Source organism: Neobacillus sp. 19, assembly GCF_049463095.1.
Taxonomy (GTDB): Bacteria; Bacillota; Bacilli; order Bacillales; family Cytobacillaceae; genus Neobacillus.
Genome location: NZ_JBMPZU010000053.1, coordinates 1 through 25,028, shown reverse-complemented (window position 1 = coordinate 25,028; position 25,028 = coordinate 1). Strand labels below are relative to the sequence as shown.

16 protein-coding genes and 1 pseudogene are annotated in these 25,028 nt (G+C 42.3%); 3 read left to right on the top strand and 14 right to left on the bottom strand.

Going from position 1 to position 25,028, the window contains the following annotated elements; all coding sequences use genetic code 11:
• The first annotated feature begins 120 nt into the window (after nt 1-120).
• Nucleotides 121-1,269: a PQQ-dependent sugar dehydrogenase gene (locus ACO1D1_RS16920; RefSeq protein ID WP_423336528.1), complete on the top strand. Its 1,149-nt coding sequence runs from the start codon at nt 121-123 to the stop codon at nt 1,267-1,269.
• A gap of 54 nt (nt 1,270-1,323) precedes the next feature.
• On the opposite strand, the gene ACO1D1_RS16915 is transcribed toward ACO1D1_RS16920, so the two are convergent.
• From ACO1D1_RS16915 to ACO1D1_RS16880, 8 genes and pseudogenes are all read right to left on the bottom strand, one after another.
• The gene (locus tag ACO1D1_RS16915; protein ID WP_423336527.1) at nt 1,324-3,588 is read right to left on the bottom strand and encodes a PQQ-binding-like beta-propeller repeat protein; all 2,265 of its coding nucleotides are present in this window, start codon (nt 3,586-3,588) and stop codon (nt 1,324-1,326) included.
• A gap of 289 nt (nt 3,589-3,877) precedes the next feature.
• Nucleotides 3,878-4,918 carry a hypothetical protein gene (locus tag ACO1D1_RS16910; protein ID WP_423336534.1) on the bottom strand — a complete coding sequence of 347 codons (1,041 nt, stop codon included), beginning with the start codon at nt 4,916-4,918 and terminating at the stop codon, nt 3,878-3,880.
• A gap of 192 nt (nt 4,919-5,110) precedes the next feature.
• Nucleotides 5,111-9,505: pseudogene (locus ACO1D1_RS16905) on the bottom strand (endo-alpha-N-acetylgalactosaminidase family protein); the annotation flags it as partial.
• 374 nt (nt 9,506-9,879) lie between these two features.
• Complete coding sequence (locus ACO1D1_RS16900; protein WP_423336526.1) at nt 9,880-10,050, bottom strand: DUF6903 family protein; 171 nt, start codon at nt 10,048-10,050, stop codon at nt 9,880-9,882.
• Entirely contained in the window at nt 10,040-12,211 is a 2,172-nt protein-coding gene (gnpA, locus tag ACO1D1_RS16895) for a 1,3-beta-galactosyl-N-acetylhexosamine phosphorylase (protein ID WP_423336525.1), read from the bottom strand. The genes ACO1D1_RS16900 and gnpA overlap by 11 nt, the downstream gene beginning before the upstream one ends.
• A 34-nt stretch (nt 12,212-12,245) precedes the next feature.
• Nucleotides 12,246-13,127 (bottom strand): carbohydrate ABC transporter permease, encoded by an 882-nt coding sequence (locus ACO1D1_RS16890; protein WP_423336524.1) that lies wholly within the window; start codon nt 13,125-13,127, stop codon nt 12,246-12,248.
• A 14-nt stretch (nt 13,128-13,141) separates the two neighbouring features.
• A complete protein-coding gene (locus ACO1D1_RS16885; RefSeq protein WP_423336523.1) occupies nt 13,142-14,032 on the bottom strand; it encodes a carbohydrate ABC transporter permease in 891 nt (296 codons plus the stop codon).
• A gap of 67 nt (nt 14,033-14,099) precedes the next feature.
• Nucleotides 14,100-15,443, bottom strand: coding sequence for a carbohydrate ABC transporter substrate-binding protein (locus ACO1D1_RS16880; RefSeq protein ID WP_423336522.1), 1,344 nt, complete (start codon nt 15,441-15,443; stop codon nt 14,100-14,102).
• Between the two features lie 184 nt (nt 15,444-15,627).
• Here ACO1D1_RS16880 and ACO1D1_RS16875 point away from each other — a divergent pair, with 184 nt between their 5' ends.
• A complete protein-coding gene (locus tag ACO1D1_RS16875) occupies nt 15,628-16,488 on the top strand; it encodes an AraC family transcriptional regulator (protein WP_149871913.1) in 861 nt (286 codons plus the stop codon).
• Between the two features lie 142 nt (nt 16,489-16,630).
• Here the strand turns inward: ACO1D1_RS16875 and lacD are convergent, their stop codons facing one another.
• From lacD to ACO1D1_RS16845, 6 genes are all read right to left on the bottom strand, one after another.
• Nucleotides 16,631-17,620: a tagatose-bisphosphate aldolase gene (gene lacD, locus ACO1D1_RS16870; RefSeq protein ID WP_423336521.1), complete on the bottom strand. Its 990-nt coding sequence runs from the start codon at nt 17,618-17,620 to the stop codon at nt 16,631-16,633.
• A gap of 12 nt (nt 17,621-17,632) precedes the next feature.
• Nucleotides 17,633-18,571: a tagatose-6-phosphate kinase gene (gene lacC / locus ACO1D1_RS16865; protein WP_423336520.1), complete on the bottom strand. Its 939-nt coding sequence runs from the start codon at nt 18,569-18,571 to the stop codon at nt 17,633-17,635.
• A complete protein-coding gene (nagA, locus tag ACO1D1_RS16860; protein ID WP_423336519.1) occupies nt 18,568-19,734 on the bottom strand; it encodes an N-acetylglucosamine-6-phosphate deacetylase in 1,167 nt (388 codons plus the stop codon). The genes lacC and nagA overlap by 4 nt, the downstream gene beginning before the upstream one ends.
• Nucleotides 19,735-19,773: 39 nt before the next feature.
• Nucleotides 19,774-20,940: an SIS domain-containing protein gene (locus tag ACO1D1_RS16855; protein WP_423336518.1), complete on the bottom strand. Its 1,167-nt coding sequence runs from the start codon at nt 20,938-20,940 to the stop codon at nt 19,774-19,776.
• Nucleotides 20,941-21,067: 127 nt separating this feature from the next.
• Complete coding sequence (locus ACO1D1_RS16850; RefSeq protein WP_423336517.1) at nt 21,068-21,970, bottom strand: ROK family protein; 903 nt, start codon at nt 21,968-21,970, stop codon at nt 21,068-21,070.
• Between the two features lie 293 nt (nt 21,971-22,263).
• A complete protein-coding gene (locus ACO1D1_RS16845; protein WP_423336516.1) occupies nt 22,264-22,995 on the bottom strand; it encodes a GntR family transcriptional regulator in 732 nt (243 codons plus the stop codon).
• A 186-nt stretch (nt 22,996-23,181) separates the two neighbouring features.
• Here ACO1D1_RS16845 and ACO1D1_RS16840 point away from each other — a divergent pair, with 186 nt between their 5' ends.
• Nucleotides 23,182-25,014 carry a dihydroorotate dehydrogenase gene (locus ACO1D1_RS16840; protein WP_423336515.1) on the top strand — a complete coding sequence of 611 codons (1,833 nt, stop codon included), beginning with the start codon at nt 23,182-23,184 and terminating at the stop codon, nt 25,012-25,014.
• Nucleotides 25,015-25,028 lie beyond the last annotated feature (14 nt).

The following is a 25,028-nucleotide window of genomic DNA, read 5'->3' as shown; positions in this document are numbered from 1 at the left end:
AACAACAACCGTCCCTTTGGTTTTCTCTTTTTCTCATGCTTCTTTTTGTTAAAAAATGTTTAAATTATCTGAAAAGTGTTTACACTCGTAAGGTAAATTACATTTTTTAGAGGTGGTATTTTGAAGAAGCAGGTTTTTTATAGTTTACTTGGAATTGTTTTGGCAGCTGGGGTTGGGGTTGCATGGTTTTGGGATGGTAAGGATATGGCGAATGATCCCGGTAAGAAAAAGGATTCCTTTCAGCAAGATGCAACAGAAGTGATGAAAAAGGCAGTTGAGGTATCTGTTTCGGATGACGGCAGTGTGAATGCGAATCATTTGAATATCCCATGGACGATTAACAAGAATGGCAGTTTGTTTTTCTTAAGTCAGCGGGAGGGCTCGGTCATTCAAATCGACGGAGATCTTGGCTTAGTGAAAGTCCAGGGTGTAAAGGTTTCAAAAAATATTTTCCATGAAGGGGAAGGCGGTTTCTTAGGGTTTACACTAGCGCCTGATTTTGAAAAATCAAAGATGGCCTATGCGTTTCATACCTATCAGACAGACGGGAAAACCTTGAACCGAATTGTTTCATTGAAACTTCAAAACGATACGTGGCAGGAAGATAAAGTCCTTTTAGAGGGAATCCCTGGTGGAGCGGTGAATAGCGGTGGCCGGATTAAAATTGGGCCAGACGGAATGCTGTATGCCACTACAGGTGACATTGGCAAGTCAGACAACTCGCAAAATCTTGACAGTTTAGCCGGAAAAATTTTAAGAATGACGGTAAGTGGCGAAGTCCCAACCGACAATCCATATAAAAATTCCTATATTTACTCCTATGGTCATCGCAACCCTCAGGGATTAGCGTGGGACAATGAGGGAAATCTTTATAGTTCAGAGCACGGCGAATCGGGACATGATGAAATAAACATGATTCAGGCAGGGAAAAACTATGGCTGGCCAGTTATTCAAGGGGATGAAGAAGCAGAAGGCATGGTGAAGCCGATTCTTCAATCCGGTGATAACACGTGGGCACCATCGGGAATGGCTTTTAATAATGGAAAACTGTATGTTGCTTCTTTAGCCGGCAAGAAACTCTTTACGTATGACGTCGCAAGTAAACAATTTGAGGAGTTTTACGGAGATGCCGGCAGATTACGGGATGTTCTGATTGATCACAATGAGCTATTCACCATTACCAGTAACCGTGACAAACGAGGGAAACCAACCGATAAAGATGATCGGTTAATTCATCTTTCCTTAACGGAAAAGGCCTTTACAAATTAAGTATTCGAAAAAAGGTAATCGTCCACTTACAAGGGACGATTACCTTTTTTCTATTTATTTGCCGCCAAGGCCCTTTACATATTCCGATACCGCTTTGATCTCATCATCTGACAATGTATCCTTAAATGGCGGCATTTGGCCTTTTCCGTTCTTCACCTGTTTAATGATGGCATTCAAATCCATTTTCGTCTGCTGAAGATTTGGACCATTGTGTCCGCCAGCACCTTCAGCACCATGGCAAGCTAAGCAATTATTTTTATAGACTGTTTCTCCGGCTGCCACGTTGGTTTCCTCTTTTGTTGTTTTCTTTTGGTCGGCAGCTTGCTGCTTTTCTTTATCAGCGGCCGTCTGTTTGACAGGTGATACATTGATTTTTTTCTTTGGAATATCCTTTACAGCACCATATTTACCCTCTAATGAAAATGTATAGATTTTATCTCCGTGTTTTGAACCTGCTAGTGTATTTCCGGCAGCATAGATGGAGATATATTGTTTTCCGTCCACTTCATAGGTGATTGGCGGAGCATTTGCTCCGGCATCGGTCTTAAACTCCCATATTTGGTCACCATTGGACGCATCGTACGCAATAATCCGCCCGTCATTATGCCCGGTGAAAACCAGGTTTCCTTTTGTGGTTAAAATACCGCTGTAGGCAATTGCATCCCACTTCTTTTGCCAAACGATTTTATTCGTTTTAATATCGAGGGCAGTCACGGTGCCGCGGCCTGGAGAGTTTTCAACTGGCTGCCAGACACTGCCGATCCATTCTTTCCCTTCCTTAAATCGCTCATCTTTATCTTCTCCATAATGAGCAAAGGCAAAATAATTGTCATTTCCTAACACGTAAAAATACTCGGTGTTCGGGTTATAGGCTGATGGCGGCCAGTTTGCCCCTCCTTGAGGCGAAGGCTTAAGAGTTAGCGGCTTATCCCAGAACGGAGTAAAAATACTGCCATAATCTCCTTTAAAATCTGGTGGTAAATCGCGTTTCACATCTTCCTCCGTCACCTTTTGCGGTACAAAGGCATCTCCAATTGGAATGGGCTGAGTTGGGGATGTCTTTTGATTCGCATTTTGCGGAACCGGTTTTTCCTCAATCCCTACAAGCGGTTTTCCGTTTGTGCGGTCTAAAAGATAGAGCCATCCTGTTTTTCCGGCTTGTGCTATTCCCTTTTTCATTTGACCATTCATTTCTACATCATATAAAACAACCGGGTTGGCCGGGTCTAAATCCCAAATATCATGGTGTACTTCCTGGAAATGCCATTTATAATCCCCTGTATTGGCATCCAGGGCCAGAACGGAGTTGGCAAACAAATTATCTCCTTCCCTGTTACTGCCATCAAGGTCTGGGGATGTATTCCCAGTTGAAAAATAAATCATGCCTAATTCCGGGTCAATAGCTGGCGTCTGCCATACCGGCGCTCCGCCTGTCAGCCAAGTCCTGCTTCCCTCCGGCCAGGTTTCGCTCCCTTTTTCACCCGGTGCAGGCAGGGTATAGTGTCGCCAAATTTGTCTGCCCAACTCTGAATCATAGGCGGCGACAAACCCTCTAATTCCATATTCGCCCCCGGCAATTCCTGTGTAGACTTTGCCATCATAATAGAGGGGAGCGCTTGTAATCGTATAACCTTTTTCCCAATTTTCGACCTGTGTCTCCCAAACCACTTTCCCGGTTTTTTGATCTAAGGCAACCAGTCTTGCATCGAGGAGCCCGACAAATACCTTTCCATCTCCAAGTGCAACTCCGCGGCTTGTCCATCCGCAGCAGACCGTATTTAATTCGTCAGCAAGCTGCGGACGGTATTCCCAAATCATTTTTCCCGTTTTGGCATCAAGCGCTTGGACTTGATTCGCTCCAGTAATGGTGAACATCACGCCATCATAGACAAGCGGTGTCGCTTCACCCGAATATTTAAATTGAGTACCGGAACCTAGACTCGTGACCCATTCCACTTTTAAATTTTTTACATTTCCCGTCTTAATTTGATCCAGTGGAGAATAGCGGCTGTTGTGGATATCTCCGCCATTCGTTACCCAATTCCCTGATGGGGGCTTGGATAGCTCGTCGGCGGCAAACCTTGGTGCAACCTTACCTTTGTAATCCGTATGCTGATAGGATTGATAATTGGTGTCAGCCAATTTTTCCTTTGTCTTCGTCACACCCGTATTCTGCTTACTATCCTCCCCTTTATCCCCATTCTGTTCGGTCGATTTTGACTCATTTTTTCCAGGCTGTTGCCCAGCCTGACAAGCAGCCAGCATAAGGGCAGCAATCAAAGCAACAATCAAACTATATATCCATCCAGACTTCCTCATCTTTAAAGCACCCCTTCCATATAAAAATCATTGCGTTACCTTGACAATAATTTACCCGTATAGAAATAAATTAATCGTTAAAAAAGCGGAAGCGCCCTCCTTTGCTACTTCCTTCGTTCTGCACCAGTCCTTATCATTTATTGTAGAACGTGGCATTATCAAAAAAATCTATAAATCATTAAACATACTCAACTAGAAAAACCCGAAGACTAAAATCTAGTCTTCGGGTTTTTCTATAACATGATTAAGCTTTCCATCCATCCTTCTTCATGGAACGTGTTCTACAATTCTACTTTAATACCCCATTACTATTAAAATAGTACCGCTTTCCAGAGATGGTGGCCCATCCAGTTTGCATTGCACCGCTGGAATTGAGGTAATACCATTTGGATCCTTCTTGCAGCCAGCCTGTTTTCATTGCGCCGCTGCTAGTTAAGTAATACCATTTGGATCCCACTTGCAGCCAGCCTGTCTTCATTGCGCCGCTGCTAGTTAAGTAATACCATTTGGATCCTTCTTGCAGCCAGCCCGTTTTCATCGCTCCGCTGCCAGTTAAGTAATACCATTTGGATCCCACTTGCAGCCAGCCCGTTTTCATTGCACCGCTGCTAGTTAAGTAATACCATTTGGATCCTTCTTGCAGCCAGCCCGTTTTCATTGCACCGCTGCTAGTTAAGTAATACCATTTGGATCCTTCTTGCAGCCAGCCAGTCTGCATTTGACCTGATTTATTTAAGTAATACCAAGTACCACCGTCATTAAACCAGCCGGTTTTCTTTTCTCCAGTTTTCGTATCGTAGAAATACCATACCCCATTTTCAAGGACCCAGCCAGAAAGCTTATCCTCATCAGAGGATTGTAAATTCGTTACGAATTTCCATCCTTCTTCTTTGGATTTTAGGTATACATCTCCAGTAGCATTATCCAGATATAAGTCACCGGACTTACCTACATCCTTACTTGGTGCCCCTTTACCTTCTAACCAAATAGATCCATCTTGACCGTTTTCACCAGCAGGACCTTTTAGGTTAGCTACTAATTTCCATTCCTTTGTTTCTTTTTCTTTATTGTAAACATCACCAGTTGTTGTATCTAAATACAAGTCGCCAGCCTTACCTACGTTTGCATCTGGCTGTCCTTTACCTACTAACCAAGTAGTTCCTTTTGATTCATTTTCATTAAAGCTGCCGATTAATTTCCAACCTTCTTCACCTTTTTGGTAAAGTTCATCGGTGGTTACATCAAGATAAAAGTCGCCTTTCTTGCCAACACTATCTTTTGGTGCGCCTTTGCCACTGTACCAATTGCTTGGTTTTAATTCAACAGTCACAGTTGCCGTATGAACTACATCTTTAAAACCATCTTCTTTAAGAGTGAATGTAATCGTGTAATCACCTGGTGTTGTTGGATCAAAATCACCTGCATCGATGATAACTTTGTCAGTTACATCCTTACCTTTTGAATTTTCCGCGAAGGTAATTAAAGATTTTAAATCCAATTCTTTTTCTGCATAAATGGTTGTATTTTTAACGCTCAAGCCAGGAGCAAGTTTCTCAATTCGTAAGTTGTCTAAGATAAATGTTCCTGCACCTGTACCCATATTAATACTTGTTCCATCGCTAAATAAACCAATATAGGTTTGTCCATTTTCGGAACCGGTAACTGAAAATTCAACTCTACTTGTATTTTTAGAAGCTGGTATTAATTCGTTTACAGCCAAACCAGCTGCACCGTTAATATTCCTTGCATCAATTTCTTGATCTCCGGAAATAAAACGATATGCTTTATTTGCTGTGGTTTGATAGTCAAACGATACCTTATAGTTTACCCCTGGTTCGAAACGGAAATGTTGCGGGACTGTCCGATAAAGTAATCCGGCATTTCCAGTATTCACTTTTACGGACCATTTACCACCGATTACATCGTCAACAACACGGCCGCCCCAGCCTTTTTGAGTAAATGGTTTATGAAGTTCGGATAAGTGAATCCGGTTATCTTCAACACCTTCTGTATTACCAATGACAAAAGGATAGATTCCTTGAACAATAGTTTCAAAGTCTTGTTCAAATACCCTAGCATTCACTTCATTCTTTAATGATTTTTGAACAATTCGAATATCATCAAATTTGGTAAAACCTTCTCCAGCTTTGCGGCTAAGAGTTAATGTTGCAGTATCAGATGCAGCAGTGAAGCTTACTTGCATTCTTTGCATTTTGCTGTTATAGCCATCATTTGTTGCATGAGAGTCAGCTTTTACATAGTTTTTTTGTAAGCTGCGAAGGGTGTAATTACTTACATCTTTCACTCCGCCTGTTACTTTAATCGATGCCTTTACATCACTTTGGTTATCTACATAAACTTCAGCGACATAGTCTTTACCCGGCTCAAGGTCGGTAATGGTGCGGCTAACTTTTGTATCCTTACTTGGGCTGTTAAAGTTCAGGTAATAATCACCGCTGCTCAAATTACGAGCCTCACCTGTTTGAGCTGTTCTTTCAACACTTACAGCTTCTTTATCTCCAGTTGCTGTTGTGTATTTATCGTCAATTGTTGCCGAATTGAAGCCAGTGTCATAAATATGGGCACCTGTACTCCATTCGTTAATTTCAATACCTTTACTTTCACCTTTCACGACGATATATGGTGTTTTTGCTTCAGCTGTCAAAGTTACTTTATTATCAACTACTTTGACTTCTTTCATATCCGTTCTACCTTGATCCGTTAACTTATAAACTTTAACACTTGATAAGCCTTTAAAATCATTTGGAAGTGTCCAAGTGGTTTCTCCACCGTCTAAATTCCAGTGATATAATTTTTCAGCTTTAGGCGTTGCCTTCTTATAGTCTTGATCTACCCATGGAAGCAGGTATGTGTGTTCATCTAACACCACATTTCCATTTAAAGAAATTACACGCCCTCTGGAGTTATCTTTACGGGATACAACGACTACATCATCATTGCTTGGATCTTTTAAACGGATCTCTTTTTCAAGATTGGTTTTTGACCGATCTCCCTCAACATCCGTCCAGTTTGTAATATAGTATTTTTGTAAGAATTTAGTTGGAATATTGGTATCAAACGTCATTTTGATAAAGTTATCAAAGTTCTTATCGGATTGCCAGCCTTCAAAACCAGCTAATTCAAATCCGCCTAGTAATGGGTTATCAGCTGTTCCACCCCAGACCGGATTATTCATTACCCAAGAGTCTCTTTGATGATTACTAATAAAGCGTAGTAATTCTGAGTTTTTCCCTTTTAGTGTTTTACCACCATAATTCCTATCGGTTGACCAGTGTTCCCATGTTGAGTAGTTGTGCATCACATTAGGGAATTCTGTTGTCATCCTCCAGCCTCTTTCAAAGAATTGATCAGCAATCCGGTTGGATTCCCATTGATCTTGGTACCACACATCCAAGTAGATAAATGCAAGACCAGGTGCCGCTGCTTTTAATTGATCCAATCTTTCACCACGGAATCCTGAAGACAAATCATACATTTTATCAATTACATAACCTTGGTCTAGCCAGCCCCATCCCTGTTTATCGACACCAAGGATTAATTTATCACTAAATGCCTTAGCCTCTGGATAGGTTTCTTGTGCATTGATATGGACACCAAATTCAGCATTATAGTTGGCACCTTGTTTAATCAATGCATTTAAGTCTGTTACTCCACCCATGCGTTCCCCAACATCACCATAATCTGGATGGGCACTATCATGTCCCTCATTACCATATCCTTTCAACAAGACGGATTGTCTCAAACCATCAGTTGCCAAAGCTACTTTCTTCACATTGTCTAATGTTTTAAGGAATGGTTGTTGCACTTGAGAACCAAAGTTCATGACAATTCGAGTTCCCACTTTATTATTCACATCTTGCCAGCCGAAAATGTCTTGCATAATATCACGGTAGGCAATGGCGCCATCTTGCCAATCTGTTACATGATCACCGTTTAAATCTTCAGCGATCGCCACTTTTACAGTTGGAGTGGACGTTGGTGCACTCATTTCTTCATGATGATAAGTAAATGTGTTTGATCCTAAACCAAGTGCTTTTACACCATCTTCCGTTACATAACGGTTAGCAAGTAAGTTTTTATTTCCATTCGCTTCGGAACTTGTCCAAATTGTTGCACTTAATTCGTCATTTGAAAGCACACCAACATAATAGGAGCTGCTTGTTCCTACACCTGTCATTGATGCATCTACGATTACATCTGTATCACCAGATACATTCACATCAGTACTGATATTCGTTAAACGGGCTTTTGCTCCGCTTTGATTTGAATTTACAGAGATAAAATTCATACCTGCCAAATCAATGGTGCTAATTTTCGCTTCGCCTTTGTTTGTAATCTCATCAAAAGTGAAGACAACATTATTGTCAACAACTTTTAAGGATACAATTATTTTCGCATCGATGCCTTCATCATGTTCATCATTGATGGAAAGTTTGTAAATTGCTTCATTCTTGCTTACTTTTTCATATTTTACTTCAGGAGTATAGAGCTTTCCATTAATCTTTAATTGGTCTACAGCTGTTTTTTGTCCATCCAAGACTTTATCTCCCACTCGATATTCAATAACCCGCGGGAAATGCGTACCAATCAAGACATCCATGGATTTAGAGCTCAAAGTATCTTCTTCTGGTGGTGGCGGCGGCACAATACCCTCTATTTTTAAATTTGAGAAGGTAATTGCGGTTGCCTTTGAACCACGGCTCTTTTCAAACCCTATCAGACCTGGATCACTTACGCCGCCTTCCAAAGTCCAAGTACTAATTTTTTTATCATCAATATATAAAGTAGCATTATTATCAGCAAATTCTACTTTCATTCTGTAAGTTTGACCAGCTTTAAATTCAGGACCAGCTGCCATTGAACTCCATGCATTTTTAGGTCCAAATATTTCCATAAAGTATTGATTGATGGCATCACCGATACCAACATAATTATAGTTTGCTCCGTCTAACACACGATAAATTAAACCGAATCGTGTTAAGTCTGAATCAGCTTTAACATCTACTTCAAAAGAACCTTGAAATAGTTCTGGCATCTTGTTATAAACAATTTTATTTTTCGCAGATCCGGATGGAGCATGGAAAGTTACAGAACCATCTTCGTTATAGGTTAATGAACCATTACCTTGGATAACCTTAAAATCGCCCTCTTCTAATTGGTTATCTTCGATGGTAATTGGGCCTTCTTCCCATCCTGGCTTACCTGGTTTCGGTTCTTCTGTTCCTGGTTCCACTGGCGTTTCAGTTGATTTTTCCAAACCTAGAAGGACTTGGGAATTCTCTTCGCCATATTGTCCTAATTTTAATGCTTCTGGGGCATCAACAAGATTTGCTGCTGCATCATCTAATTTGATTTCGCCAAATAAATCTTTCCCATTTAGTGCAGCTTTCAAGGTAGTTCCACTGTACTCAACCTTAATTGTATATTCATTACCAGGTTGTGGTATTGCTACATCTGGTCTTTCTTGTAACCATTTCCCTTGACCTTCGGATTTATACTCCCAGAACCAACCTTGTTTGTCATAACCCACAAATACAAAGTTTTTTGAATCCTTGTAATGAGTCATTAATCCAAATCGTGTAGTTTCACCCTTAGTTTCCGGGATAAAGGTATAATCCATTATGCCAGTTTCTTGACCTTTATCACCATTTTCTCGAAAAATAGCTGGTTTATTTACATTGTCATTACCTACGCCACTGCCAAGTCTTACATAAGTTTTGTCATTTTGTTCGACAACCTGATTGATTTCATTTCCACCATTTGAAATGGTCACCCATGGGTTGGTTACTTGGGCGGCTACTTTTGCCGGCGAAACAAATCCTGTTAGAAATGTCGGCAAAATTAACATAAGAGCAAGAAAAGTACTAAAGGATTTCTTAATATGCTTTATGCGCAATGTCTTCCCTCCTAGTTTATGTATAATAGTTTAAAAGTAATACCTGCTAGTAGATTTGGAACGATCCAACATGTTTCACTCCCCCTTTCTATTAGAAAAGCCGGACAATAATCAACTGCATCACAGCCTTCGGTCAGGACCAAATGTTAGACAGGTATACTTTTCCATATATATAAGGCTACTGACAATGAGGCGTTTCCACAATCAAAATATTGTCTTGTTTTTTATGTTTCTTGCTTTTTTTTAATAATTCTACAAATTCAAAAAAAGAAGGGCCACGAAGTATCTGCCGAAGATAAAATCTCCACGGTACTCCATGCCCTTCCTTGCTGTTAGACTGTTATTGTTTTACGGCTGCTTATTTCTATCTAGATTTAATTAAATTTACGATTATAATCATATAACAGTCCAAGAAGCCCGGCTACTCCAATCAGCATCAATCCTAAATGAAGCCTGCTCACCGTTTCTTTACCGATTATGACTAACGCCAGACAAAGGATAACCAGAACGAGTTTGATGATGATGATGATCGCATTACGACTCATCTGAAAAAGCCTCCCAACGAATTTCACTTGGAGCTAATGTAACTTCCTTACTGTTGCCGCTTCCATCATAGATCACGGTAGTCTGCTCCTCCATGGAGTTATTAACTAATGCCGCTTTCTTGATGGCTGGATATGCATGGACTTCACAGTAAATATTACTTGAATGCCATTTATGGAACTCCCGCTCTTTATTAGCTGCATAGAACATAGCTCGCATCAAGAGACGAGTGTTATCCTCACTGAAAGGAAGTCCGGCAATATATACGCCTCTTCCTTTACCAAAGTCATGACTGGACAAATGTATCTCCCCATTAGAGTACTCAATGATCTCAGTCTCTTCTGATAATGCGTATATATTTTTCATACTTTCCCCAAAATCAAACACATCTGCGTCCGCCGAAATAAAGTGCTTCTCGACAGGGGAAGTAAAGTATTTGTCCGTTGATAAACTGAAACCAAGCTCTTTATCTACCCCTAATATGTCTGCTAATTGGAAATAGCGTCCGCCATGATGATAGGCAGTCGGTTCTCCAATTCCAATAAAGCCGCCGCCGTTATGAACCCATGCCCTAATCTTAGTAACTAATGCTTCATTATTCCAATTCTCACCACCAGAAAAGGCAGTTCCCGCATCCCCTGCATTAATAATGACATCAACATCTTCTGGTATCCCATGTTGGATGACATCATCAAAGCTAATAAAGGAAACATCTACAGAAGCCCCGCTTAAAGACTCTAATACGCCTAAATAGGAATATATTTGTTTATACCATAATGCGTGAGCAACCATATGGGTCTGCCAGGTTCTTAGTTTCCCCCATGAATTCAAAATGGCCACTTTAAGACCGGTATGTGGTTTAATTCCCTTAATGTTGTCATAAATCTCACGGAATTCATCGGTTACATTTTCAATATAGTCCACAAACTCAGGGAATTTATAAGCAAGGCTTAAATAACCGCCATAACCAATCCGGTCAACCGGATTCCTTAATATCGCTCTTCGGGCTGTCAGCCAGTTTTGATTAGCCTCGATGACTGGGTTATTTCCTTCATAAAATGTATCAGGGAAGAAATATGGCAGGAACCTGCCCTCTGTATAACGAACGTGCGGGATATCCGCGATCATTCTCAAGGTGGCCCCTCCGCCCACACTGCCAACCACTGCATCTAACCCAATTTGTTCAAAATGCTCGCCGTATGGCTCGGTACCAATCCAGTTATCACCAAGGAACATCATAGCTTCCTTGCCGCTTTCATGTACAATGTCCACAAGCTTCTTCGCTTCTTTTGCCACAAACTGTTGAACAAAATCGATATAGTCTAAATAAGCCTGAGTTGGCACTCGGAAGGATGAGTTGTAATAGCCTTGATCAACCAAGTCTTCTGGTCTTAAACGATAGCCCTTTTCTTGTTCAAAAGCATCCAAGGCGGCAGCAGATACACTAGCACCGTAGCCGAACCAGTCGACAAACTTTTCCTTGGCCAGATGATTAAACACAAGCGTAAAATGATAGAAAAACGTCGTGAAACGGACAACATCTGTATCTGGATTGTCCTTCAGCCACTGGGTTAAATAACTTGCCATAAATTCATTGGAATGCGGCCTCCTAACATCAAACGGGATGTCATGCGGTTTATCGCCCCAATTATTAGTAATATGGTTGTACATTTGGGTTGGGTCCCAGATAACAAATACTAAAAACGAAACAGTATATTCATGCCATGGAATGGCCTTTGAAATAGTGATACGATTAAGTTTTTCATCTACATCCCAATTGTTACAATCCACAATTGCCCCCGTTGTTCTGTCAATCACTTCCCAGTATTTCTTCGGATTATGGACGTAATCGGGGCTTACTTGTTCTGCGAAATATCCTTTCATAAAGTCAATTTCAAGCGTCTCTCCATGGGCCGTATTGAATTGACTCATCAGATAAAGCTGTTGATATTCCTCTGGATGCTTCTCGGCAAATTCATTATGAGCGCGGGCAACAAAGTAGGTTGTATAGATTTTCGCATCCAGCTGCTTAATTTCATTATCCAGCTTTGTCCCATCACTGTCGCGAATAGCGTCCGCACCCCAGCGTTCCAACAATTCTTTCGTTTCGGCTAGAAAATTCTGTTCACTTGGTAGAGTAACGCGTCCTTTTTTCTTTTCCATATTAAGTCCTCCAATATACTTACTGTTCGACCTCTTAGTCTTTCAATCCCCCAAGAGTCATCCCTTGTGTTATTTTTCTCTGAACCAATATATATAAAATCAGGGTTGGAAGCATGACTAGAACCATCCCGGCATACATTTGGCCGTAGTTAGCAGCAGACTTCTGAGCTGCCATCAAGTTCATTAATCCAACAGGCAATGTTTTATTTTCACCAGGAATCAATGTCAGTGCGATGATATATTCATTCCAAAATGCCAGAAAGTTAAATAGGATGATAGTAATAATACTTGGCCTGGCCATTGGAATCATTATCTTAATCATCGTTTTGAAATACCCTGCACCGTCTACCAGTGCCGCTTCTTCAAATGTGATTGGGAGTGATTGGAAATAGCTAGACAACAAATAAATAGTAAATGGCAAAGCAGTTGCTGCATAAACGATAGCTAAAACGAATAAATTGTCCAGTAGGAATCCGTCTCCAAGCTGTGCCCGCAAAAAGGTATCACCATCTAATAACATAAGGAAAATCGGAACAACAATATAGTTAACATTAATAAATAATCCTGCTTTGAACAGCGAGTTTATCAGTTTACTACCTCTGAACGTGTATCTTGCAAGGACATACGCCGCCGGCAATGCAACAACCAACAAGATTACTAGAGCGAGGGCAGTAACCATGACAGAATTTAACATATAGATTCCCATATTTGCCTTCTCAAAGGCATCTATGAAATTTTGAAAATAAAACCCTTTAGGCATTGTCCACGGACTTCCATAAAACTCTGAGTTCTCTTTAATGGATGCTAAAAAGACCCATCCCACTGGAACAATAATAGAAATAGCTAATGTGACTAGTGCAACGTAGATAAAAAATCGATACAATGATTCGGCACTCATGCCTTTTTCTTGTTTCATTTATGGCAACCTCCTTAATACTCCAGCACTTCTCTTTTAGTGACGAAACTAATAATGGCTGATAATGCGAATGAGAATAAGAAGATTACCACCCCAATGGCCATACCGTACCCATAGGACGAATTGGTGTAAGCTTGCTTATACATGTAGCTGAGGAATACCTCAGTGGATCCATCCGGCCCTCCTCCGGTCATTGCCTGCACAAGGAGGAAACTTAAATTAATCGTACTGATAATAAAAAACGTTAAAGTTGTACGGATATTTTGCCACATTAACGGCAGCGTGATGCTAAAAAACTGTCTAATTCTTCCTGCGCCTTCCAATGAGGAAGCCTCATAAAAACTCTCCGGAATACTTGCAATACTAGACATATACATGACCATGTAGTAGCCAATAGCCTGCCAAATAAGCGACCCGCCAATGCTATAAATTGCAATTTGCTGATTCCCAAGCCATAGCTGCTTAAGACCTTCAAGCTTTAATACACTAAAGATATTGTTTAGTAGTCCCGTTGTTGGGTCATATACTGCCGAAAAAATACCAGCGATGACAACGATTGATAAAATATTGGGAATGTAAAAAATTACCCGAAAAAGACTGTTCCCCTTCATATTTTCTCTTGTTAATAACGTCGCAAATAATATCGCCATGACCATCGTGATGATGGTTACCATCACAATCAACACAATGCTATTTTGGAGTGATCGGATGAAGTTCATATCATCCCAAAGCTTGATAAAATTATCAAAGCCAACAAACACCGGATTATTGGAAAATCCGCCCCATTTGTATAAAGACATTCTAAATACTTGAATTGTGGGTACTACCATGAATAACGTCAACAAGATCAGTGCCGGGGCTGTACAAACAAATATAAAAAATCTTTTCTCTTTTGTTTTATTCACTGCCTTCACCTCTATTAATGAATATAACGGTGAGAATGACGCTCACCGTTATATCTTTTTAGACATATTATTTTAGGGCTGCACGTAATTTATCGCTAGCAGCTTCAACGGCTTCTTGCCAATCTTTAACTGTTTTATCCCCAGAAACAATACTGTCAATCGTTGCAAACAATGCATCAGCCATGCTTACACCTTCAACGGCTTCTGTAGCAGCAAAGCCGCCCATTCCTGCTTTTGCTCCATTGTCATAAATGCTGTAGAATAATTGGTTATCACCAGTTAACTTGCTTGCCATGCCTTCAATTGGCTGAACAGCGCCGGCTTCAGCAAAAATATCTGCAGCCTTATCGGAATAAAGGAACGTTAAGAAATCTTTCGCCGCATCTTTATTTTTAGCTTGAGCTGGAATCCACATTTGCTCAAAGAAAGTAAAGGCATAACGATCGCCGCCATCTTTGATTGCTGGTAAAGAGGTCATCCCCCATTTAAAGCCTTCTGCTCTAGGTGCATCTTCCATTTCACCCACTACCCAAGTACCATTCGGCATAAACAATGCGTTATTGTCTAAAATTAATTGTTGGTTCTTTTTATAATTTTGATCATTTGCATTAGCAACTGTTGTTGGTGCAGTATATTTCCCTAGCTTTCCAACAATTCCAAAAGCCTGATCTGCCTCCGGAGACTTCCAAATGCCATCCTTGTATGTCATTGCACTATTATAGAAGTCCGGTCCGCCAGCTTCTAATAATAAAGAGTACATGAATGCGTCAAAGTACCCAGTGGTTGGATAAGTGAATAATGAAATTCCTTCTGATTTTGCTTTTTCCCCAAGTGCCCACATTTCGTCCCACGTTTTTGGCACTTCCCAGCCTTTTTCTTTAAATAGAGCTTCATTGTAGAATAATCCTGTAGGGCTATAGAACATTGGAGCTAGGTATGTCTTATTATCGTTGTATGGATTGGTAGCAAGCGTTTCTGTAAATCCTGGGATTAACTTATCCTTTACGGTTACATCCTCACCATAGACCTTTTTATCTAATACATCAGAGATATCTTCCAATGCTTTATCCTTAATTAATGTTTCAGTCAGGGCTAGTTTTCTCCCTGTTGCCAATAATACGACGTCAGGATAATCTCCCGCTTTCATTTTTGGGCTGATTTTTTCTTCCAAATTTTTATCAACCGTCAATTGAATCTTAACGTCAGGGTTAGCGGTTTCATAAGCATCAGAAATTTTGGTCCACATCTCTTTACCATATGCTGATTCTAACGCCGCTACCTGAAGTGTTGTCTTACCATCAGCTTTGGAACTGTCCTTTGATTGGCCACTGGTGCTTTCCCCATTCGAACAAGCCATTAAACCGAATGAGAGGACTGCAGTCATTCCAGCCATTAAAAGCTTCTTTTTCATATTAACACCCCTGTTTTTATTTTATATTCTTTATTTTCTAATACAGTTAAAGTATACGAGGATAAAAGCGCTCTCACAATAAACATCTTGTTCACTTTTTTATATATCTTGCTTTCTAGTATAAAAATCCACTAAAAATAATATATAATAGATTGAAAGGGCTTTCTATCAAGGAGTGGTTCATTTGTCTAACGAGATTTACGAAGTACCAAAATCCCAGCGAGATCAACTTCCAGCGAAAATTCTTTATGTGACACAATCGAAATATGACAAGGATTGGCACAGTACTACCCATACACACCACTTTACCGAACTGATTTATATCACGAAGGGGAAAGGGGCATTTATCTATGATAAAAAGGAGGTAGCCTTAAAAGAGTATGATTTAGTCATCATCAATCCAAATGTCGAGCACACGGAAAAATCTGCACCGGGGAATCCGCTAGAGTATATTGCCATTGGAATCCAGGGGTTGGCTTTTTCATCTCAGAATGAAACCAATTCACTTATTTCGTTTTATAATTTTAAACAAGAACATCGAGCCTACCTTTTTTATCTAGAACAGCTGCTAAGAGAAGTACAACAGCAGAATGAAGATTATGAACTAATAGTACAAAATCTTTTACAAATTTTATTGCTGACTATGATGAGAAAAAAAACCTTCACCTTAGAAAAAACATCCACTCAAAAGATAAACAAAGATATCGCCTTCATTAAAAATTACATCAAGAAGCATTTTCGCGAAGAAATCAATTTGGATATTCTAGCTGAAGCAGGGCATATAAATAAATATTATTTGGCTCATTCGTTCAAGAAATCAGTTGGTGTTTCTCCTATTGAATATTTGATTCAAACACGGATTAAGGAAAGCAAGATTCTACTTGAAACAACCAACTATCCAATCTCTGATATTTCAACGATTACCGGCTTTTCTTCCCAATCCTTTTTTTCGCAATCATTCAAAAGGGTGACAAATCAATCACCATCGCAATATCGAAAATCAAAAGCCAAGAAAAGCCACAAACCGCGAAAAAAAATATTATAATCTCAATCTTGTTCGCCATAAACTCTACTTGACTGACAAACTTGTACTTCATTAATTAATAAAAAAAGGCATAGTGGTGGTGGGTCAAATAACCCACCACCACTATGCCTGATTGATTCAGTAAGAGAACTGTTTACCTACATTACTTAGATACCTTGTCATACCATGAGCTGGCTGTTTGTTTCAGAACTTCGTTTAGTTCTTGGATATTTTTTCGGCCTGTGTCTTGGAGCCAGTTACGACCTGCTTCTTCTCCTTGTTCAGCAAATGGGGCAACACCGTTCTTCCAGGTAGCCCGCCCGCAGAGCACGCCGTTAAAGGTAGACCCAGCTTCCTTGGCAAATTTCAATGTTTCCTGGAACAATTCGGCACTAACACCGGCGCTCAAGAAGATAAACGGCAGATCGGTTGCCGCGCTTTGCTCTTTAAAGCAGGCAGCCGCCTCCTCTTTGCTATAGGCTGTTTCTTCCTGTCCAAAGCCTTCAACATAATTCATGTCAACAGGCACTTCCACCTTCAATACGTCCACCTTGTATTGCGGCTTGGAGAATTCGCGCATCGCCTCAATCACCTTGTGTGGCTTTACCTTGGCATATTCTAAACTTTTCACATCATCATTGGCGGCATCGTAAGAGACAATTTCAAGGAAAAACGGGATATCCTCAGCCGCACACTCTGAGCCAACCCGCTCCATATATACATGCTTGTAATCATTTATTGCCGCGTCTTCATCGGCATCGTAATAAAGGAGGAACTTAACCGCATCTGCGCCTGCATCCTTCAGACGGCGAACCGACCATTCCGATAGTAAATCAGGCAGACGGCCGACAGCTGTTGCATCATAGCCTGTTTTTTCATATGCCACTAAAAGCCCTGCTTCCGGATGTCGTACTCTCGCAGCAGGCAGACCGTATTCCGGATCCAGTAGAATGGATGTTGCATATGGAGTCAATTCCGCTGACACCAATTCTTTAAAGCGGATGATCCCCTCATCGCCGACAGGATTGGCACTCCCTGCCGCAATCATTTTCTTTAAGGAACCGCGCTGATCAATTGCCAGTGCCCCGATAATCCCATTTTCATCAGATAAACGTTTCATTGCTGCTAATTTATTTGTTGTTAATTCTAACATGGACAATCACCTCTATGAATTTATCTTCGTAATTTGAACCATTTCAAATAATCGGCTGAAATTCGCATAATTAATCGATCCTGTGCCTGCTTCCATCGTATTCAGCATCCCTGTTGTCATCGCTGTTTTCAGCACATCAACAACAGGGAGATTCCGTTTCAGGGCAGCCGCCAGTCCGGCAACGGTCGCATCTCCGGAGCCAACAGGGTTCACAACCTCAATCGCCGGGATCGTGACCCTGTAAAAATCCGCTCTATGCTTCACAAACGCACCTTCACTGCCGAGAGAAATCATAATCCATTCAATCCCTTGAAAAAGTTCATCGGACAGTGCCTGCTGCAAGCTGTCAATTCCCGGCTCCACTTCCTGGCCCAAAAGCTGGGACAACTCCGTTAGATTCGGCTTGATGGCAAAAGGCTTTACCCGATGGACTAACACCTGTCGGAGCGCCTCGCCGGATGTATCGACAATCACAGGAATCCCCTGCTCCCGGCCGTTTTCCACCAACTGTCGATAATAACCAGGCTCCAACCCTTTTGGTAAACTGCCGGAGATCGTAACAATCGAGACGCCTGAAAGCAGTTCCTGATACTTTTTGACAAAGGCCGCCCCGTTCTCTTCTGTTAAGGTTGGGCCGGACTCCAAAATTTCCGTCTGCTGGCCATCATGGAGAATCGCGATGCAATTGCGTGACTCTTGGTTTATTTTTAAAAAATCATTGGCTATCTCCGTTTTCGACAGCTCCTGGATGATATAGTCGCCCAAAGTTCCGCCCAGTACGCCTGTCGCCAGGACGTCCTCATCCATTTGCCGGATGACACGGGCGACATTTAAACCCTTGCCGCCGGCCGTTTTCCGTACCTGTTCTACCCGATTGACATCATCCAGCTTAAACTCGGCCAACGGGTAAGAAATATCAACCGATGGATTCATAGTGACCGCTAAAATCATTGCACTCCCTCTTTTCCCGCTTGATACCGGCAGACACCATCAAGATAGGTGGCGGTTAATTCGAGCTCCGGCGTAAGCACAATAAAATCGGCATCGAGGCCGGCAGCAATCTTGCCGCATTCCCTGTCAAGCTCAATACTTTTTGCCGGGGCGGTGCTCGCCATATAAATCGCTTCTTCCGGGGCCGCAATCCCCCAGTCGACAACATTTCGGACGGCATCAATTAATTGCAGAATACTGCCTGCCAAGCTGCCATTCTCAAGCCGGGCCGCTCCATTCTTCACTTCAACAGGGAATTCCCCCAGCTGATAGTGCCCTTCCGGCATGCCGCCGGCCATCATACAGTCAGTCACCATCACTACCTCCTTGCGGCCGCGGGCATTCATGAGAATGTTCGCTGCGGCAGGATGAACATGGTGCCCGTCACAAATAATTTCAGCAAATACGTTCGTGAGATTCATCGCGGCGCCGGCCATCCCCGGATCGCGGTGGTGCAGCCCGCTCATGCCATTGAACGTATGAACAAAAATCGATGCACCATGTTCCACCGCCTGCTTTGCTTGGTCATACGTCGCGTCACTGTGGGCCAGTGCCACGGCAACCCCGTCTTTTACGGCATGCTCAATAAAGGCCGAAGCCCCGTTCCGCTCAGGTGCGAGGGCAATTTTTTTGATAAAGTGATTCGATTGCTTCTGCCAAGTTTTGAGTTTTTCAATCGACGGATCACAAAAATAGTTGGTATTTTGGGCCCCTTTGTGTTTTTCGGTAAAAAAGGGCCCTTCTAAAAAGATGCCTTTTATTTTGGCACCCTGTACCTTTGCGTAATTTTCACCAATCATCGCAACCACTTCATTCAACAGTTCCGTCGAAGCGGTGAGCGTTGTCGGCAAAAACGATGTCACTCCGCAGGAAAGCAGCCCCTCGGAAATCGCCTTCAGCCCCGCCGCATCATTATCCATGATATCGTGGTTATGAAAGCCATGAATATGGGTGTCGACTAAACCGGGCGCAATCCAATGCCCGGAATGATCTATGAAGTTGGCTTCTTTATTCGGGAGCGTCTCATAGAAGCCGGCAAATTTCCCCTCTTTGATTTCGAGAAAACCAGGGCCTGCGACTTGCTCCTCAAGAAAAAATCTATCTGCATAAATAAACTGTTTCATTCCTGCACCTCTAATTAAGACAAGGAAAAGCCCTGTGATTTACTTGTACTCGTGAATGATAACCCCTTTGACGACACGGTTGACCGTTCCTGTCGGCGATGGAGTATCCGGTGTATTTCCCACTTTTATTGACGCAAGCAACGCAATGGTTTGAGCCACCATGACAAACGGCAGTGACAGATAGGCGTCCGGAATGATGCTGCCGCTGCTTTCGAATGAGAAGGAGCTGCCATCATAATTGATCTTATCTTCCACTGCGATTGCATAAACCGACTGGGCAATTTGATCATCCTTTAATTCATTTAGCATATCGATATCGTACTGTCGTGTATAAGGCTGGTTGGACACAAACACAAACACGGCTGCTTTTTCGTTCACAAATGACTTGGGGCCGTGGCGGAAACCGAGTGACGAGTCAAAGGAAGTGGCCATTTTTCCAGCCGTTAATTCGAGAATTTTTAATTGCGCTTCCCGTGCCAAGCCTTCAAAGCCACCGGAACCAAGATAAATAATCCGGTCAAAATCAGCACTCACCATGTTTTGCATCTCAGACTCCCGGTTCACAACACTTTCGCCCATCCGACCGATCGCACTGACAATGTTCATTTTCTCTTCCACGGACAATGAATCAAAAATGAGCAGAGCTGTTAACGCCATACAGGTGTAGCTTCCGGTCATGGCAAAGCCCTGATCATTTGACCTTTCAGGCATTAATAATAACAGATTGCGCTCATCGCCTTTAGCCCGCTGTGCCAGCTTGCCTTCCTTTGAGCAAGTAATCGTAATCTGGAACAGGTTGGTAACTAATTGTTCTGCCAGCTCAACGGTTGCCACGCTTTCCGGACTATTGCCGCTTCTCGCAAACGATACAAGCAGGGTGGGAATATCAGCTTTTAAAAATTGGTACGGGTTGGAGACAATCGCTGTAGTTGGGACACTCTGCACATCCCACTTGTGCTCATCTACTTTTCCTTTTAAATACGGGGTCACGGTGTCGCCGACATAAGCGGACGTTCCCGCGCCTGTAAAAATGACGCGAACACGGCTATGCTTATCCGTAATATTTTGGAAAAACGCTTCAATTTTCCCACGCTTTTCAGTATATAAAGACAACGTTTCAGCCCATAATTCAGGCTGCTGCTTGATTTCCGCGGTGGTAATCGCTGCGCCCATGGCCTGTAATTCTTCCTGACTCAATGTAAACATGTATGAATGACACTCCTTTTGATAGTTTCCGACTCCAATCCGTACTCTTTTGCGGGTTTTTGTCGTTTATTTGGTAATTCGACCAGTTTATTTGCGAATTCCTCTAGTTTTTTTGATCCCCGTTTGATCAGCCCTCAAACACCCGCAGCCCGGCCCCGACGACGCCGTTATCCTGCTTTAAGGTGCTAATAGACATATAGTCTAAGAGATGCTGCTGCTCGGTGATTTGATAGTTTTTCAGTTTTTCCTTTACTATTTCCAACAGACCCGGATTATTAGCGATAACGCTGCCGCCGAACACAAGCTTATGCGGATCCACCAAGCAGGAAATGGCATAAAGGCCTTGTGCCCAGTTGTCCGTCACCTCATCAATAATCGGCTGATACTCTTCGACTCCTGCGAAATAGCGGTCGAATACATCCTTGGTCGATAGATTTCCCACCTGCAATGTTTCCGCAGCCAACTTTTCGATTGCGGGTCCGGCAGCTGCCTTTTCCAGCCGCTCCAGTTTCCGACCAGCAGCATTCGAAAGGATCGGAAATAACCCAAGCTCTCCTGCAAATCCCGCTCCTCTTAAGAACGAACCATTGTGGATGATGGAGCAGGAGATACCGGTACTGATAGTCATATAGACAAACGTTTCCTCACAATCTCCCCCGGCTGTTTTCCACTCGGCAAACGCTGCCATATACACATCGTTGTCGAGCATAATCCGCTCAAGCCCGAATTGCTCCTGCAAACGCGCTTTGACAGGGAAATCCGCCCATGGAAGATTATTTTGGAAAACGGCAATCCCGTTCTCGCGGTCAACCTTGCCTGGTACACCCACGCCTATACCTGCCATGTCGGCGATTGAAAAAGAAGAATCACGAAGAAGCTGCTCCACCGCTTCTACTACACTGGCAAACATCTTTTCTCGATCAGAAGCATCACTTTTGACTTCCGCACGCTTTAGCAGTTCCCCGCTTTCAGAAATAATGCCTGCCGCAACTTTGGTCCCGCCAATATCAATGCCAATAGCCTTTTTCATCTTCTTCACCTCGGAGAAATAAATTTAGAAATAAAGCTTTATAAAGATGGGTTGATGGTACATGTTAAATAGAAGAAAAACTCAAAGGCTAGTGCTATGAGTTCATTCACTTGATAATTTTATTATAACACTCCAACTTGTTGGGTCAACCCAACAGATAAAAAATATCTAAACACTTCGTTTCTTATTTCCCTCCGGTATTCGTAACCTCTTCTATAAACGTTTTCTTGCATGAATACAAAAAAGACCCCTGCCTTTTTCTTACAGGGGGGCTTTTTTGTAAATGAATCCTTTTAAGTAAGTTCTGTATAAAAACGGCATCTGTCACCGCGAACAATAGAACGGCAAAATTCCACGGGAAGTCCATTGGCACCAAAAGCGGTTCGCTCCAATAAGAGAGCAGGTTTTCCTGCAGTAGTTTGCAGATATTTACTCTCCTCCTCCCGGATTAAAACCGGCTCAAATACTTCTCTTGCTTTTGTAACAATAATGTTAAACTCCTGTTCGAGCAAATCATAAAGAGATGTTTCTCCCACTTTCTTCAATTGCTCCATCTCCGGTACCACCGTTTTTGGAAAGAAGGAAGATTCAAGGGTAAATGGGTCATCCCCGACACAGCGCAGGCGCTTCATTTCAATGACAGTCTCATCGCCTGATAATTGAAGCTCTGCTTTGATTTCCGGAGACGGCTTGACTTCTCGAATCTCAAGAATAATATCTTTCGGCACTAACCCTTTTTCCTTAAAAACTTTGCTGAAACTATATAGACTCATTAATGACTGCTGCAGCTTAGGCTTGGCCACAAACGTGCCCTTCCCCTGAATTCGATAAAGCAGACCATCTTGGACAAGCTCTTCAATTGATTTTTTCGCCGTATTTCGGCTCACATTGTACTCATTCATTAATTGATTTTCAGATGGGATCTGATCTCCAGGCTTCCATTGTCCGCTTTCGATAGATTTTTTTAATCTATCCTTAAGCTGATGGTACAGAGGTATCACACTATCAGTTTGCAACGGTTTCATATATTTTCCATCCTTAAGAATCATAAATTAATGTAAGTATACCACCATCTGTACCATCAATCCAACAAGTAAATTCGTATTTTACTTTCCACTCCGATGCTCTTATTACAAAGTAAACAAATAACAGCAATGATTTGATATATTTAAGGTATACAAAGGCACGAAAGTAGGATGGGGGATGATGACATGCCAGATTGGTCCTATCATACACTGTTTAAACCAGTGGTAACGCGGCTGCCGAATGCGGCAGGAAGAGAGTTTATCCATCGCGGGATGAATTGGATTGCTTCTCTCCCGGGCGGAGGGCATTTTATTGAATTTATTGGGCATATGGCCCACTCTCCCGCACTTTCAAAAAGTATCATGGGGCTCACCTTCTCAAATCCAGTCGGCTTAAGCGGAAAAATAGATCCTTTCCTATCGGGAACCACTGCTTTTTCCAACTTAGGCTTTGGATTCATCGAGATCGGGCCAATTGCGCCAGCCTCGGTACGCCCCGCCCATTATTCTGTAAAGGATGATGAGATCCTTTTTCCGGTTTCACTCGAATCACTTGGGATGGAACAAACGCTTCAAAAACTTGCAGCACTAAAGCCGCTCTGTCAGCCGCTTTTTATTCGAATGAGTCAGGATCTTGCGTTCGAAGAATTGCTAACTGCATTACCATCATTGACTCCCTATGGAGACGCATTTGTCCTTGAAAAGCAATACACCACTGGGGAAATCAAGACGATAAAGGATTTGCTCGGGAATAAGCCACTACTACTTTCCATCCAACAAAGCAGCGTTCCATCTATGATTTATACCATAAACGAGTTTGATGGCATTGTCTTGGAGGAAAACTCTAAGATTACGGGGAGTGCCCGAAGATTTCCGCCTAAGCAAACGAATGATTTCATCTCTTCCTTACGAATGTTGAAATCAAATGGTTTTGCAAAGCCCCTCATCATTTCGGGAGGTGTTTTGGAGCCAGAGGATGCCCTTTCACTTCTTGAGGAGGGGGCCGAATTGATCATGCTGTCAAGCGGCTATGTATTGTCAGGCCCGGGGCTGCCAAAACGAATCAATGAAGCATTAGTCGACCAGCTGGATGAACAACCGGTTAAATTAGCCGGCTGGATTTGGTATTGGTTATTCGGCCTGTTTATTACATTGGGCGGCTTGCTGGCGCTTCTTTTTAGTATGACTTCCGTGATTCTTCCTTATGATGAGGCTTTTTTAGGATTTACCCGTGAGGAAATTATGGCCATTAATCCGAACGTGATTTATTTCATGGCCCATGATCGAATGACCCTGGCCGGTACGATGATTTCCGGAGGCATTCTCTATATGATGCTGGCCCGGTACGGCGTTCGATACGGATTGCATTGGGCCCGGAGAGCGATTAATTTGGCAGCGATTATTGGTTTTTTCGGTATCTTGCTGTTTATCGGGTATGGCTATTTCGATTGGCTTCACGCCATTTTTTGGCTCATTCTTTTGCCTGTTTTTATTATCGGTTTTCGAAAAACAAAAGATGCTGTTGGAACGCCACGGTCAAAAAATCGCACCAACGATTCCGCTTGGAAAAAAAGCCTTTGGGGCCAGCTTTGCTTTGTCATCTTAGGCTTCTCATTTATCCTTGGCGGTCTGGTCATCGCCTCCATTGGCGTGACCAATGTTTTCGTCCCGACAGATGTCGATTTCATTTGTCTGACTCCTGAGCAAATGAATGACATCAACAGCAGGCTGATTCCGCTGATCGCCCATGACCGGGCAGGATTTGGCGGCGCCTTAATTAGTGTAGGGCTGCTGGTGCTTACGGTTTCCTTGTGGGGATTTCATCAGGGAGAAAAGTGGATTTGGTATACACTCTTAATAGCCGGGATCCCCGCTTTTTGTGCAGGCATCCTCACCCACTTTTTCATCGGCTACACCACCTTCATCCACCTGCTGCCAGCTTATTTTGCTTTATTTCTGTATGTGATGGGATTAGTTCTCTCGAGGGGTTTTTTTGTGGGATTAGGTCATAACCGCTGAAAAAGATGAATGAT

Bases quoted from the DNA above. Each gene is read 5' to 3' on its own strand.
- ACO1D1_RS16915 (WP_423336527.1), bottom strand. From the start codon at position 3,588: ATGAGGAAGTCTGGATGGATATATAGTTTGATTGTTGCTTTGATTGCT.
- ACO1D1_RS16900 (WP_423336526.1), bottom strand. From the start codon at position 10,050: ATGAGTCGTAATGCGATCATCATCATCATCAAACTCGTTCTGGTTATC.
- gnpA (WP_423336525.1), bottom strand. From the start codon at position 12,211: ATGGAAAAGAAAAAAGGACGCGTTACTCTACCAAGTGAACAGAATTTT.
- ACO1D1_RS16890 (WP_423336524.1), bottom strand. From the start codon at position 13,127: ATGAAACAAGAAAAAGGCATGAGTGCCGAATCATTGTATCGATTTTTT.
- ACO1D1_RS16880 (WP_423336522.1), bottom strand. From the start codon at position 15,443: ATGAAAAAGAAGCTTTTAATGGCTGGAATGACTGCAGTCCTCTCATTC.
- lacD (WP_423336521.1), bottom strand. From the start codon at position 17,620: ATGTTAGAATTAACAACAAATAAATTAGCAGCAATGAAACGTTTATCT.
- lacC (WP_423336520.1), bottom strand. From the start codon at position 18,571: ATGATTTTAGCGGTCACTATGAATCCATCGGTTGATATTTCTTACCCG.
- nagA (WP_423336519.1), bottom strand. From the start codon at position 19,734: ATGAAACAGTTTATTTATGCAGATAGATTTTTTCTTGAGGAGCAAGTC.
- ACO1D1_RS16855 (WP_423336518.1), bottom strand. From the start codon at position 20,940: ATGTTTACATTGAGTCAGGAAGAATTACAGGCCATGGGCGCAGCGATT.
- ACO1D1_RS16850 (WP_423336517.1), bottom strand. From the start codon at position 21,970: ATGAAAAAGGCTATTGGCATTGATATTGGCGGGACCAAAGTTGCGGCA.
- ACO1D1_RS16845 (WP_423336516.1), bottom strand. From the start codon at position 22,995: ATGAAACCGTTGCAAACTGATAGTGTGATACCTCTGTACCATCAGCTT.
- ACO1D1_RS16840 (WP_423336515.1), top strand. From the start codon at position 23,182: ATGCCAGATTGGTCCTATCATACACTGTTTAAACCAGTGGTAACGCGG.